The 14,687-nt window shown below is 45.2% G+C and carries 11 protein-coding genes; 1 reads left to right on the plus strand and 10 read right to left on the minus strand.

The window, feature by feature from the left end:
- Positions 1 to 116: 116 nt before the first annotated feature.
- Positions 117 to 1,733: a methyl-accepting chemotaxis protein gene (locus tag HZU75_RS01265; protein ID WP_180307414.1), complete on the minus strand. Its 1,617-nt coding sequence runs from the start codon at positions 1,731 to 1,733 to the stop codon at positions 117 to 119.
- 1,014 nt (positions 1,734 to 2,747) lie between these two features.
- Between HZU75_RS01265 and HZU75_RS01270 the strand changes: the two genes are divergently transcribed.
- Positions 2,748 to 3,161, plus strand: coding sequence for a lecithin retinol acyltransferase family protein (locus tag HZU75_RS01270; RefSeq protein WP_180307415.1), 414 nt, complete (start codon positions 2,748 to 2,750; stop codon positions 3,159 to 3,161).
- Between the two features lie 132 nt (positions 3,162 to 3,293).
- Here the strand turns inward: HZU75_RS01270 and HZU75_RS01275 are convergent, their stop codons facing one another.
- The 9 genes from HZU75_RS01275 to HZU75_RS01315 form a co-directional block, all read right to left on the minus strand.
- A complete protein-coding gene (locus tag HZU75_RS01275; RefSeq protein WP_180307416.1) occupies positions 3,294 to 3,998 on the minus strand; it encodes a DarT1-associated NADAR antitoxin family protein in 705 nt (234 codons plus the stop codon).
- A 16-nt stretch (positions 3,999 to 4,014) separates the two neighbouring features.
- Entirely contained in the window at positions 4,015 to 4,656 is a 642-nt protein-coding gene (locus HZU75_RS01280; RefSeq protein ID WP_180307417.1) for a DarT ssDNA thymidine ADP-ribosyltransferase family protein, read from the minus strand.
- Between the two features lie 116 nt (positions 4,657 to 4,772).
- Entirely contained in the window at positions 4,773 to 5,684 is a 912-nt protein-coding gene (locus HZU75_RS01285) for a Kiwa anti-phage protein KwaB-like domain-containing protein (RefSeq protein ID WP_180307418.1), read from the minus strand.
- A complete protein-coding gene (locus tag HZU75_RS17250; protein WP_228028148.1) occupies positions 5,677 to 6,261 on the minus strand; it encodes a KwaA family protein in 585 nt (194 codons plus the stop codon). The genes HZU75_RS01285 and HZU75_RS17250 overlap by 8 nt, the downstream gene beginning before the upstream one ends.
- Before the next feature lie 353 nt (positions 6,262 to 6,614).
- Entirely contained in the window at positions 6,615 to 7,823 is a 1,209-nt protein-coding gene (locus HZU75_RS01295) for a GIY-YIG nuclease family protein (RefSeq protein WP_180307419.1), read from the minus strand.
- Positions 7,816 to 9,957 carry a DEAD/DEAH box helicase gene (locus HZU75_RS01300; protein ID WP_180307420.1) on the minus strand — a complete coding sequence of 714 codons (2,142 nt, stop codon included), beginning with the start codon at positions 9,955 to 9,957 and terminating at the stop codon, positions 7,816 to 7,818. The genes HZU75_RS01295 and HZU75_RS01300 overlap by 8 nt, the downstream gene beginning before the upstream one ends.
- 29 nt (positions 9,958 to 9,986) lie before the next feature.
- Positions 9,987 to 10,997, minus strand: a complete 1,011-nt coding sequence (locus tag HZU75_RS01305) for a virulence RhuM family protein (RefSeq protein WP_180307421.1) — start codon at positions 10,995 to 10,997, stop codon at positions 9,987 to 9,989.
- Positions 10,994 to 11,827 (minus strand): hypothetical protein, encoded by an 834-nt coding sequence (locus HZU75_RS01310; protein ID WP_180307422.1) that lies wholly within the window; start codon positions 11,825 to 11,827, stop codon positions 10,994 to 10,996. Before HZU75_RS01310 ends, HZU75_RS01305 begins: the two co-directional genes overlap by 4 nt.
- The gene (locus HZU75_RS01315; protein WP_180307423.1) at positions 11,824 to 14,589 is read right to left on the minus strand and encodes a class I SAM-dependent DNA methyltransferase; all 2,766 of its coding nucleotides are present in this window, start codon (positions 14,587 to 14,589) and stop codon (positions 11,824 to 11,826) included. The genes HZU75_RS01310 and HZU75_RS01315 overlap by 4 nt, the downstream gene beginning before the upstream one ends.
- Positions 14,590 to 14,687: the final 98 nt, after the last annotated feature.

Raw genomic sequence — 14,687 nt, forward strand, 5'->3', positions numbered from 1 at the left:
CAAACGTACTAGCAACGTAACTTGTGTGAAATTAAAATACATAAAAACAATTGCATTGCTTTAATAAAATTATGGAATTATATTTCTTTGAATTTCCCAACTTTAATTTAGTAAAGTCATAACTTAAACCTTGCGATTGCCGTATGTAATTTGCTTGACAATTGTTCAAGTGAATGGACATTCTGGCCAGCGGCAAGTACTGATGTAGCCGAATCTTCTACCATTTGTGTAATTTGCTCGACATTTACAGCTAGGCTGCTACTTGCATTGCTTTGTTCTGAAGTCGAATTAGCAACTTCACGAATCTTGACTAGCGTTTCTGCTGCACCACAACTAATTTCACGTAGCATATTGGCAGCTTGACCTGCCATTTCCACGCAATGGGCCACTTGCGGCTTGGCCTCGTCCATGCTAGTGACCACAGATAATGTATCATTCTGCACCCCTTGAATCATGTTGGTAATCTGCCCTGTTGCCTGAGTGGTTCGCTCCGCCAGTTTACGAACTTCATCCGCAACAACGGCGAATCCGCGCCCCTGCTCACCGGCGCGTGCAGCCTCAATGGCTGCATTCAACGCCAACAAGTTGGTTTGATCTGCGATATCCTTGATTACACTGGCGATACTGTCGATTTCGCGAGAGCGCTCAACTAAACCTGAGATCAGAGTTGATGCTGCTGAGATTTGTTGTTCAACCTGTTGTATTTCACTAGCTGCGTTGCTGACTAGCTTTTCGCCTTCGTTGGCTAACTGCGTTGATCTAGAGGAATTCTGTTCAGTTTCACGCGCACTTTGCGAAATATGGTCAATACTGACTGACATTTCCTCTATCGCGGCTGCACTCGATTGCGTTGCATCTGACGATAATTGCGAAGCATGACTGATGGCAGACATCTGACTACTCAGACTGCTGGCTGCATGTCCCAGCTCTTCGGCGCCGCTCTTAATACCTTGGATCATGTCACGCAGGCTACTCTGCATGCTACTTACAGCACCTAACAGACTACCTTGTGGTACAACCCCCTGGATGCTGCGCCCGAGGTCACCCTGTGAAATAGCCATTGCTACATCAGCAGCATAATCTGGTTCGCCCCCCAGCTGTAGCAACAATTTACGCACGGAAGACAGCAGGATCACTGCCACCATTCCAGCGATTAGTAGACAGATAAATACTTGCCAACGGACGCCCTTCCAAAAACGGGCATCTGCTTCGGCAAAGCTAACACCATTACCGACGATCCAATGCCAACGTGGAGTCTGCACAGCCACTGACAACAAATCAACCACCTTGCCATCACGTTGAGAGTTCCACCAGTATTCAGTCAAAGCTCCGCCAGACTTTTGCAATGCATCAACAGCAATGCCACCAACGCTCTTGCCCTGAGCATCCTTGAAATCATTGAAACTGGTACCTACCAGTTGAGGATCAAGGGGGGTCGCGACGAAATTTAATTTGTCATCCACAACGTAAACATATTCCGAATTGTGGTACTTATTCTCCCTCAATATTTGTGCTGCAATCTGCTTGGCCTGATCTTCTGTTAATTTACCAACGGCAACCATATTTTCCATCTGTACAATTGTAGAGTAAGTGCTGCGCAACAATTGTTCAATTCGTGCTTTGTTATCTTCATTTGCAGCTGATTTCATACTAAAAAGGCCAACGACCATGACTCCCACAAGAGAAATCAAGACAAATATTGACAGGAGTAATGCTTTAAATTTAAGTCTCATGACCGTCAGCACCTTGTATTAAAGAGTTATGTGGCTTAGCCATTTATTCTATCGAGCTGCAATTACTTTAATGCAACAAATTTAGTAATTTATATTTATATTGAGCAACACCATACTCCTTTTCCAACCAAGCACGCTTTAACCCGACAACAAGTTAGTACCAACAAAAATTTCAAAAATTATAATAAATAAAAATTTTTGACAGAACAAAAAATTATTTCGAATACATCAATCAATCTACAAAAGCAACATAAAACACCAACCGTATTTATTTCAAACCAATCAGCATCAGCACATAATGAAGCACTATCAATCTAAAAAAACAATTTCAGCATCGCTTCATTTTACATGACCATATAGTTTATCGCAGATAAAAGTCATTGGCATTTATGTCCAACTTGAAAATAACCCAATAAAAAAACTTTAGTCAACATCAGTAGTCATTACTTAAAATTAACTAATTCCATACATACAGAGGAATAGTTCGTAACCATATATTTTTCACACGTGAGCAACGTAAGGAGTGCTACACACTACTCTTCCCCTCTCGTCCTTATTTTTAGACTTTATGAATTACTATTTATAAAGTCTTCCGTCCTACTTCATTGATGATTTATCAGGCTAACTGAAGAGTTACCGACTTGGAATATCCTGTTTTAATGTGAATTTGTTCTAATCTCTCCTATTAAAACGCATGTGTTGTCGCTCGATGATTTCGGATCCCAACTTCGATGGTAATTTCCCCCCCATGAACGACGTGCTTCATGAGCAAGGTTCGAAGACATTTCCCTCGAAATTTAAAGCTGAGACGGCCAGCCCGGAGGTAGATCAAGGCCATACAGTAACCCAAGCCAGCAAAGCCATGAAAATGTGGGCGAGAACTTACTGCTCCGCTGGATTAAGCGGGGCTGAAACAGGAAAGAAAAGGTAAGATTCCGCCAGCATAAGCACACATGCCAGACCAACGTTATGACCGAGGCTTTATTATGCGTGCAACTTATTAAGGAGAGCACGATGCAAAAAGACGACCACCTAATTTCAGCCCGTATCGGCTACTCTCATCACGGGATTTATATTGGCCGTAATAAGGTCATTCATTACTCGGGATCATCGCTTGGCAAAAACGAAAAAGGCGTGATTGAAATCGTCGATCTTGAGACTTTCTGCCAAGGCAATGGCTACACCACTCAAACCTACCCATTTCGCACATTCAGCCGTGATGAAACCGTGGAGCTTGCCAAATCACGCCTCGGCGAAGAGTGGTACAGCGTGATCCTGAATAACTGCGAGCACTTTGCAACGTGGTGCATTCAAGGCTTTCATCACAGCCATCAAGTCAGTCGATTAATTGATGCAGCAACACTGAGCGTCGTGCCGGTTTGTGTGATTGCAGCAAAGTTAGCAGGCCGAGATCAGCATTCTTTTTGAAAGCATAAATGCAAACATGGCTACTCCATAATGGAGTAGCCATACTCGTTTTTTTGTATTTGAGTGGCTGAAATGCAACTCGAAAGCGACATTCAAAAACTATGAGCCAAGTTTCGTATTTCAGCTAGCGAATCAGAGTCGTAAGCCGCCTTGCACGGTTTCGTCTTGCCGAGCATTGCTTATCGTGGCTTTGCCCACAGTTCGCAAGAATGCTTCCTTGGAGGATGTTGCTTCCTCTAATAGATGACGCTTATGTAAAGAAATATACAACGCAATGGAATAGGCTTGGCAGTTGATGGAACGCTCAGGGTTGAACTCGATATCAGTGAAAGCTGAATATTCCAGAAGTTGCTCAGTCATTCGAGGTTGTTTCTTTAAAGCGTTGATGTAAAGCCAATCATAGAACGCCGTTAATGGCTCTAACTCCCAGTCTGTACCAAAGAATCGGAAACCGGTTAGTCTGCCCGAGGATAGCAGGCGTTCATCCTTCTTCGCCTCACGGGATGTCTTACCAAAGAGATCTACGAAGGGGCCGCCGTGCTCAAAGACCTTACTACCTTGATACGCACATTCCACGCTAAATGTGCGCTTATGCTTGACTGTAGTAAAACTGAGGTTGAATGCGCTGAGTGCGATGCCAATGTCTTCACGGGACTTGCTTGATACCTCTAGCACTTTGCGGACATCTGGCAAATTGCATGCGGCCGCATGAAGCGAATCGACTGATTTTTGTTTCTGCATGACGGACATCCCAGGAAACCATTGGAACTCGACGTATTTGGTCTTGACGAGAGCCGGCCCTTCGATTGCGGGAATAAATAGAGGTCGTGCTGCCATAATTTGTTAACGAGGCTTAATTGCCCCATGTCCTCGCGTATTTCCGATTTGCGAACATCCCTTTATTGTTCGCGTGTATGTAGGTTTTGCACTTGCTCAGAAGCTGAAGATAGGTATCTCGGACTGCTGCCTTTTCGAAAATCACCCCAGCAATGTACTGCGGCTCGATTACATCAAAAACCAGTAACTCTGCCTGTACGTCGGTTGGATCGTACGCTTTCAGTTTTTGTTCCTCCCTAGTGGGGAGCCCCTCAATCTCGCTATACATTTGGGTAAATGCTTGGGGGGTCATCAAGTTGGCCAGAGGTTGAGTGCTAATACGAACATCAGCAGCATTGTGGCGACAAAATGCACAGGGTTTTGCCCAAATAATCGAAGGATTTAGAACCAAAATTGCCCAATCAACCGCAGCATCGACCTTGCGGTATTTATAAAACATCTGGCAATTAGGAAACCCAATTGAAACTGACGTACTGTTGTTATGGCCGTCAAATCTGTATAGGTCATTAATAGCAGGGGATGCGCCTATCTCTGAAACACGCGCAATCGGGTACAGCCCATGAGATATGATTGAAGGTAAGTTTGTCGTGCGCGTGAAGTGCAGCAAGTAAGGAATTTGAAACTCTTTCGCATGTGCTTGGATGGTCTGCCGTAGCATTGTGCTCCCCCTATGCTGCTTATCGATGACTTTTACTTGGTCGGTATTGCATGTATTTTTTCTGAAAATTTTAAAACTGCCATTAGTTGTTTTTCAATTACACGCAGGTTAAATTTTCAAACAGCCTCTACGTCAGGTACGTCGTAAATTGTTTCAGTAATTTCACTGAGTAGACGGTGATCCAAAAGGATTTGCATTATTGTTTTAGCTGTATCCTGACAAGCAATGATTTTTCCTCCCGCATCAAAATTCAAACCATAGCCCCGTACGCCATTTACCTCCCGTACTTTTTGCGAAAATCCTGGGCGCAAGTAGAGTGCTTTTTGTTGGATTACGGTTATGCGGCGGAGTTGCATTGAATTACTCCCAACGTAATCCTTTAGAGGCTGCACATCTGCAAAAATAGATGTAAAGTTAAGGTCTACCGTAAGATCTTCGAAGCTTCTTTGATAAATTTTTTTCTCAGATACTGTGCTTTCATAGGCACGTTTGGCTTTTACAAAAACAGTTTCATTTAGACAATAGAAATCAAAAAAAGAGTCAAACGAAAAAGTCTCATTTGGAGTTGCAGATAGCTCACCATTTTGAAATATCGCATTAATTAAACTACTTCTTACCTTCGGTCGCCATGTAGGTGCAGTTCTGCGCACTGCATACACGATCTGCTCCTGCCATTGAAACTTAACTAAATACCCGGCTGCCCCCTTAAGATGCTTAAGTTCGGCATCTACATTCTCAGCCTCAGGAATATCAACTCTATTTAAGAGCGCAATCAGCCCTTCACTTTCTTCTAGTGCATGAGTAAGGCAACTGCTCTCGTTATTCTGCGATATTGGGCTGTAGGCTATTTGTTCAGTGGTTATGACGACCTCTCTTTTGACAGTATCACGAAAAAGCTGTTCGATTGCTTCATCCGTTCTAACATGCCAAGCACGAAACTTAGATTCGGCCGTACTTTTTTTAAATACCCATAGCTGAACAGTCGCCGCATCATAATTAAAGCCTCTCCAGGCAGTAAAGTCAGTCATTGCAAGGTTCCCCGTTTGTAATATAGCTTCCTTGAACCTCCTGGCATAGGTACTTGCCGGGGGGCAATATCTTCTTACTTAGGAATTTTGAAGTACGCTCATGATTGTTAATAACAATTCTCGCTTCGTAGAGATTCCAACCGAAGACCAGAAGAATTGGATTCATGACTATCTGTCCTGCCTTATAAGTAATCAAAAAAAGCCAAGCGAGAAACGCTACTAACCCAGCGATTTTTCCGAGAGAAGCATAATCTACCCCCATGAAAGAAACGATATAAGGAAAGCTATAGCTTATTAGCTCACTAGGAATTGGCTTCGACTCTAAAATCTTAATGGGATATTTATACCGAAGAGTCGAAACGACCTTAAATGTTAGCAGCAAGCATAACCCAGTAATAATAACTCCGAAAACAGCCAGCCAGGGGTGATCGAATCTTGGGGCTATACATGCTTGCAAATTGGAGCATAGGCCAGCCGCCCATGTTTGAGGGCTAACATCTTGTAGTGCAAGTATCAGGGCAAGAGGAAAATAAGAACCTAGAAAAACAAGAAGTGCGGGGATCAAGCGAAATTGCATAATTTAATATCTCCGCTCTTGCCTTAAAATTTAAAGAAGCCTACCTCTACCTATGTCCTAGGTATTTACCACTCGATGACGTTGGATTGATCCTATTCACCAAACGTACAAAAGATTAATTGTCAGCTCACCCTCAAACTGACGCAAGCGTAAGATATCCAATGTGGTTGAGAGAACACATGAACGGCGGCTATGGCCAAAGTGTCAATGCCGACGGGTGAAAAACGAGAAGCCGCTAACCAATTGGTTGCGGCCTTTAATATTCAGGACTAATGCTTGCGCAGCTCCGCCAAAGCAGACAAAACCGGCGACGAAACTAGGGTCGATTCACCACCGTCCTGAACTTCTACACTTTACTCCTGTTGATTGAAATCGCTGAGCTGAGCATTAGATGGGTCATAAACTATCTCGGAAATCGCCCCGCTCCGAATATGCTCTACCACTTGATCAATCACATGCAATGGCACCAAAAACCATTCGCGTGGTTTTACTGGGTTGCCAAAGCGGTCCTCAATAACAATATCAATCTGAGCTGCACCGAATACTCGGTGGAATATTTTCTCAAGTTTGGTGCGATTTAGATTGTGCAGTTTATAGGTAGCGACAACTTCAACATCAGCGAGCAAGTAGGTCGCTTCTTTATTTGCGCCCGCAATTCTGCTTGAGACATCGCCACCGGTCACACCAATTTTGTGGATCAGCTCTCTATGCTCAGTGATAAATGGGTGGTCTGATAAGCTGCGCAGGACATAAATAGTTCCTGTTTCGATGTCATCAGGCTCTACCGTGCTACCAAACAATGGCCCATCATCTTTACGAATAAAGCGCAGTCCAACTGGAATATCGCCATCAGGATATAGCGAGCGAGAAAGCGAGCGAAGCAGTAAATTACCTTCGGTATGGTTATCAAAAATAACGCGTAATCGTGGATTATCGCGACCATCTTTGGTTTTATTTCCGTCGTTCATTTCTGCGACATAAGCAATCTGCCCACCAATAATAAAGAAGTCACCGACTTCAATACTCGCATTTTTAACGAAAGGTTTAGTCATCCAGCAGCCATTTTTCAGCCCTTCTTTAGCCTCTTCAAACAGTAATTTGAAGCGTGCTTCAAAATCGGCACAAGGAGTTCTATTGGCAATCTCTTCGGCGGCCTTGATTTCAGCGTATGGACGAACATGCCGCAAAACGGTGATCTCATTCTGATCTACCGCTTCAGTACTTACGCCTAGCTCGGCTAGCAACGCATCTTCATCTAGCGCATCAACATCAACATAATTGGTACCACTTGCACTCAGCAAACCTGGGGTATCAATATCGCTAAGCAGCAACTTGGCTTCTGGTAGTTTACGCAACTGATCTAAACGCACCGCATACAAGCGCTCAAAAATATCATGCTCTTCACCATGCTGAGGCGCTCGGCCATTGGTTTGGTAAAAGCGCAAGATGTCTTCAAAACCCGCGATAATTCGTTCTTCACGAGGCGTGCGATTCGATGTTTTAAGAGGAATAACCTCTACACCTAACGCATCAAGCAAATCATCATCATTCATTTCAGCCATTTACTGGTACTCCACGAGCTTGCTCAGCTTTTGCTTGGGCTCTGTACCGTGCTAGCGCTGCAACACCTTCTGCCATGCGCTTTTCCCAAGCATCAGCAGAGTTAATATCTGGCAAACGACCTCGCTCATTTTTAAACATCAGGGCTCGTTTAGCTAACTCACGTGCCTCATCTTCAGGAATGCTAACTTTTTTCGCAGCGATACTTGATTGAATTTGACGCAGTGATTTCTCATCCATGGCTTTTGCCAAGATCGAATAGGCTGCTTCAAATGGGTTGATACGATCAATTAAATCAATATCCAGATCACGCACATTTACAAATTTGCGAACTCCATCAATCAACGCAGTATTACCTTGGGCATCACTATTGCCGCCGTCGTTATCCTGTTCTTGGCCGCTGTCATCCGCATTTGTCAAACCCAGTTTGGCTTGTTGCGTTAGATTCATTGCTGCAATGGCATGTTGCCGTACAGCTTCTTGATCTTCTGGGCTTAGTTCGGGGTAACGTTCGCGCACGATCTTACCCATCTGTAATTGGGTTAGCTCTTCAGGCAGGGTATTGTCCGTGTCAAATAACCCACGCTCCAGCACTTGTTTGTTTTGCAAGAAGCTGGTCACAACTTCATTTAAGTCTTCTTTACAAATACGCGTTGCTTCTGGACTTTGCGGCGTCACCAATCCATTGATCTCAACATGAATCTGGCCGGTATCTTTATTCACACCAACATTCTGTGCACCTTGCTTATAGCCATCCTCACCATAGTCAAAGCCATCTCTTGGCCCTGTGTCTTTAGGCGTAAATTCATACCGTGGTGCCAGAACTTGCTCCATCAATAAGCTGGCAGAGATTGCTTTGAGCATATCGTTGACAGCTTCAGCTACGGCAGACTGATCTGCCGCCGGTTCAGCGATCAAATTGGTAAAGCGTGCTCTATCCTTGCCTTCTGCATCGCGAGTAGCACGGCCAATAATTTGCACAATCTCGGTCAAGCTACTGCGATAGCCAATAGTCAGTGCATGCTCGCACCAAATCCAATCAAAGCCTTCCTTAGCCATTCCCAGTGCAATAATGATATCCACATGGTCACGATTATTTTTTTGCGCTGGGTCTTTCAGTGCAGCTAATACACCAGAGCGTTTTGCCGCATCGCTATCATCGACTAAGTCAGCAACTTTCAAAATGCGGCCGTCTTTAGCCAAAATGAGATGGAAGCCAGTCGTGGGATCAATTCCTTTCCACTCACCTAAAGCGTGCATAATTTCATTTACTTCGCGATCTTTATCCTGCAGGCTCTCACGCGAATTGACGTTAGGGATATGCACGATGGTTTTTAGTGCTGGATCTAGCACTTTCGCGACAGCATCTACATAGCGCCCTGTGTAGAAGAAGTAGCCAATATCCAGCGATTTGAGCCAGTTATAACCATTGAGCTGTTCGTAGTAGGTGTAGGTTACCGTTTCAAATAGGGCCTCATCGCTCGGGCTAAGTACCGCTTCGCTATCGCCTCGGAAATAAGACCCTGTCATAGCGACCAAGTGAACTTTGTCGCGGGCAATAAATGCGCCTAACTGGCTACCTAATTTATTATCGGGGTTCGCAGAAACATGGTGAAACTCATCAATCGCGATCAGGCGTTGGTCAAAGGCGTCAACACCTAATTCTTCTACTGCAAACCTAAAAGTCGCATGCGTACATACCAAGGATTTATCCGCACTAGATAGAAACTGACGCACTGCTTCAACTTTGGATTTGGCAACGCGAGGCTCATCAATACCAGGTGCATTGCATAAATTCCATTGGGGAGCAACTTGCCAATCCCAATGGAATCCATGCTTAGTCAATGGTTCATCAGCAAAACTGCTTCCAATAGAGCGCTCCGGCACCACAATAATCGCTTGCTTTAAGCCCTGATTATTGAGCTTGTCTAGTGCCACAAACATCAATGCACGCGATTTGCCCGATGCTGGTGGTGATTTGATCAGCAAATACTGTTCGCCGCGTTTAGCAAAAGCCCGCTCTTGCATGGTGCGCATACCCAATGAATTAGCCTTGCTGGAGGCTCCTGTGCGTGCGGTCGAAATAGATACCGCAGGTACGGTATAGGCATTGGTTGGATTGCTTGTAGTATTCATGCGTTCCTAGCGATGGTGAAAGCACCAGATTATTTTTTAGATTTTAGCGATTTTTCTAGCTGTTCTAACTGCTTTATTTCTTCAGCATCTGCATCGTCGGCATCTTTGGCTTCAGTTATGCGGCGATTTTTATCGAATTGGTCGTAGCGTTCATGCGCGATACGTACCATAGTGTCGTGGCTCATCGAGCCTGAACCTTTTAATACAGCTTGACCGCTAAAGGCCAACATACCGTCCACATTTTGGCGCCAGAAATCTAGTGATAACTCACGCTGCTGTTTTACGCGTAACTCTGCTTGTTCCAAAAAGATCACCACCAAGCGATTAAGCGTGTCGATTTCATCTTCATTAAGGTAATTTTTAGCAATAATCACGTCATGTTTGCGTACCCGCGAACCACTGAAATTGGTTAGCGCCATATTGGGCGCATTTGGATCTGCACGCTTTGTGATGAGTTCAGCTGCAGTAAGCCCACAAGCTGCATAGAGCAGCTTGTTTTGGACTTCGGCAAAAAATAGGTGAGTGTCTTTTTCACGTGCTTTGTAATCAGAGCTGAGTGCAAATAAGTCGCGCACTTTCTGATAAAAGCGTTTTTCTGATGCACGAATCTCGCGGATTCGCGCCAGCAATTCATCAAAATAATCCCAGCCTCCAGGGTTTTTTAAGCGCTCATCATCCATGACAAAGCCCTTGGTCATGAATTCTTTCAGGTGCTCGGTTGCCCACTGGCGAAACTGCACGCCGCGCGAAGAACGCACGCGATAACCAATTGCCAAAATCAAATCAAGGTTGTAGTAGCTAATGGTACGTTTTACGGTTCGACTACCCTCATTCTGAACTGTCAAGGATTCCTTGACAGTTGCCTGCAGGCTTAGCTCTCCATCAGCAAAAATGTTCTTAGCGTGTAGCGACACATTTTGCTTGGTCGTTTGAAACAACTCAGCAATTTCAATTTGGCTTAGCCATAGCGTTGCCGCATCTACTCGTAAGTTGATGCGAGTATTGCCATCATCAGCGGTATAGAGAATAAAATCGCTCACTTTCTTTCCCCTGCAACACTAGCAAGCGCCGCCTTGAGCACTTGGAAACATACTTTGGCAGTGTGCTCATCGGGTGAAAACCCAGACATCATTTGCTCGTATGGATGGATGTAATTTCGGAAATCACGAAGCCCGTGGCTAAACTTCTTCACATCTGGTTTTAATAAGCCAATATCGCAGGCCACATCAATAAACTGCGCAAGACTCCACTCGTGAAAGCGTTTGACACTGCCCTCTGCAGATTTAGGGCTTACAGCAGATTGATTGAATCGTGCAGGTTCTTTTTGTGCTGCACCGAGCAAAGTTGCTTCAAGAACGCTACCACATAGCAAAATAGTCGAAAGATAAGCGCCAGCAGCCATTGCTGTTCGCGCTTCGTTTACACGGCTTTCGATAATTGAAACCGCCATTGCTTCAATGGGTAACTTTTGAATGGAGGGTATTGAAAATTCAGTCTGCAAAAAATCGTTTGGTGCCTCAGCTTGTGCCGAAGGCAAGGGGGTCCCAGTCAGCCGAGCGATGATTTCTCGAGCCTTCTGTAGAGCGAGAGCCTCTGTGTTGCTGTTGTTTAAGGCGCAGATTGCTTCATATGCATCAAGCATTTCGCCTAGCACTTTTCCCACGAGTGCATCTTGCTCTTGCACCCAAAAGGCACGCAGCCGCTTGGCTTTCGATGTGCCATAGGTTTGATATTTTGACCCATGAATATTGACGTTATGGCGTTTAAAAAACTCGTCAAACGTTGGGTCAGTATAGTCCAAAACATAGCCACTACTCATGCCAAGCAATTTTTCAAAATAGCGTTTTTCGCTGTCTGTTATGCTGCTCATGACAGTTCAACCTTGCGTTTTTTGCCTGAGGTCTTTGTCCTACTTGCCATCTTGGTATACAACTCAAACAGTTTTTCCAGTCGCTCGGTATCATTCTTGAAACGACGGCCAATATAAATTCGTTCCAGCACTTCGTCGTTACGCTCATGCGCACGGCGCAGGTTTTCTGGCATGGTTTCTGGATCGTAGAGATCGGCAATCGAAGCCGGGAAATGAGCCTCGCGCGCTAACAAAATATCTTCGGCGCAGTGTGTTAAATCGATCTTGTTCTGCTCGGTTAGTAATGGGACAGGAAAGGTATTCCAGCCAAGGGTATTGGAGTACGAAAACCGCATTTCAAGTCGCACGCAAACAGTGCCAATCCAAACCCAATGTAGGCGGGAGGCGATCAGTGCCATGCTCCAGAATGGAGCGTCATAGAGGGCAAAGCATTTGTTGGAAACGACTGATTGTTTGTCCAATAAGTCAACTGGCAAGTAGTTTCTGTTCTCCGATGACACGACCGGAATAGCGAAGAAATGATTTTCACAACTCCGCATTTCACGAAACTGGTGCGGTCTTTTAACCATTCCATTGGAGACAGCATCTTTTGATGTTTGCCGCGCTGCTTTTCCTTGATCCAGCTTCTTTTTAATATCTGCAATTCCAAGAACTTTCGCTGGTGGCTCTTCAGGAAACCAGAGGCAATAACGAGGTTTGGCCTTGATAACTTCAGATGATCCATAGAATTTCCGAATATACGAAGCATCCAGCCCAGCATTCAAGTAGGTGTGTTTTCCATTCGTATCGAAAATCAAATGTTCGGACATTCCGTAATAGTTACCTTTCTGCATCGGCTGAATGTCAGAAACAGGGCTAGACGATGGAGTAATCCAATAGTCATCGGCTGGCATCAAGTATGCATTAATGTTCTTCGTCGTAACCCTTATATCCTCGTTATAAAGGTATGCGGTAGTAGCTTGCGCTCCCGCGCCAATGCAAACAACGGTAACACCCGCATCGTTTGCCGCCAAATTGCTCCATTTAAAAGAGCGAACCGCAAAGTTGAATTTCAATCCATCGTCGAAAAGCGGCCTCCAAAATCCCGTAACGTGCTGTCCTTGCGAAACGCTGTTCGTTGCCACAAAAGCAAATGTTGCCCGTGTATACTTTACGTATTCGTAGGCTTTGAAAAACCAGCCGCAAACATAATCAAACAAACCCCACCCATCAATCTTATTGTCGAGCAAATCGCCCAAGTCTTTCTTTTGTTCCGCAGTCTTTTTTGCGTTTCCTTTGTACGGCGGGTTACCGCAGATATAGGTTTCTCCACCTTCGTTCTCAAAGTCGATTTCGACTTGAAGTAGTGGACTATCAAACAAATCGTCGGCCACCAGCTTCACCCCTGTGCCAGTCGGTGGACAAATACTCAACCAATCGAGGCGCAAGGCATTGCCGCAAATAATCCAGTTTTGCGAATCTAGCGGCAAGAATTCAGCCAGTGCATCTTGCTGACCGCGATACAATACATCGCATTGAAATTCTGCAATGATCAGCGCCAAACGGGCTATCTCGGCGGGGAAGTCTCGCAGCTCGATGCCGCGAAAGTTCGTCAGTGGGATTTCACTACCTAAATAGGATTCATTGCGGCGCTTGTTGATTTCGGCCTCGATCTCGCGCATTTGCTTATAGGCGATGACCAAAAAATTACCCGATCCGCAGGCGGGGTCGAAAACGCGAATACGCGCCATGCGTTTGCGCAGGTTCAAAAGTTTGCGCTCATTGTCCTCAGCCTCGGCGAGTTGCGCACGCAAGTCATCCAAAAATAGTGGATTGAGCACTTTGAGGATATTGGGCACGCTGGTGTAGTGCATGCCCAGTGCGCCCCGTTCTTCATCATCAGCAACAGCTTGAATCATGCTGCCGAAAATATCGGGATTGATTTGTTGCCAGTTCAAATTGCCCGCATGCAATAAATATGTGCGCGCCATCCGAGTGAAGCGTGGCACTTCAGTGCTACCCGAAAATAAGCCGCCATTCACATAGGGAAAACCATTTGCCCAGTTAGGTAGGCGTGGCTGTTCGCTGAGGCGATCCGCGACCTTGATGTTCATGGCACGGAAGATTTCAGATACGACCTCATGTGTATTCGAGCCATCGCTTTCGCTGAATTGGTCGACCGTTCGGGTAAATAAACCTTTGCCATTGAAAATATCGGTATCTTCGGCAAAGAAGCAAAAAATCAGCCTTGCCATGAAGTGATTCATATCAGAGCGACGCTCGGCCTTTGCCCAGTCTGGATTTTCACGCAGGAGTTCGACGTACAGCTTGTTTAAGCGACCCGTTGCACGTACATCGATGGCGTTGTCTTTGATCTCCTTGATCGTGGAGATGCCTGCCAATGGTAAGAAAAAACCAAGATGATTGGGGAAGTCTGCGTAATTTGGTGCAATGGTTTCGCCGCTGATCAATTCTTCAGCTTCAAGCGTTTGGCCATCGGTGGCTAGGATGAATTTGGCCTTTGCTTTGGCTGTTGCGGGACTAGCGCGCAGTAAATTTAAAGTCTCGCCAACTCGACCAGGCTCACACGTAGCAAGATGAATATTGCCACGCAGCAGAACGCCGCCAGCAATGTCCGAGGAGTTGTTATTGCCAGAGCGCAGGCGTTTCAGCGTCGTGTCTTTATTGCCAAAGGCGGCTAAAAACGCATACGGAAACTCTGCCGCATCAAAAGGCTGCTCGGCTAACTCGGATATTGCTGCTTCGATTTCTACTGCATTCATTGTGGTGCTACCTATTGCATCATTACGGGCTTAAAAAGCTAGCCGATCTGGAGGGCGATACTTCTTGACGAATTGTGGTTTTTTAACTGTCTGAGCTA

Source organism: Chitinibacter fontanus, from assembly GCF_013423785.1.
Classification (GTDB): domain Bacteria; phylum Pseudomonadota; class Gammaproteobacteria; order Burkholderiales; family Chitinibacteraceae; genus Chitinibacter; species Chitinibacter fontanus.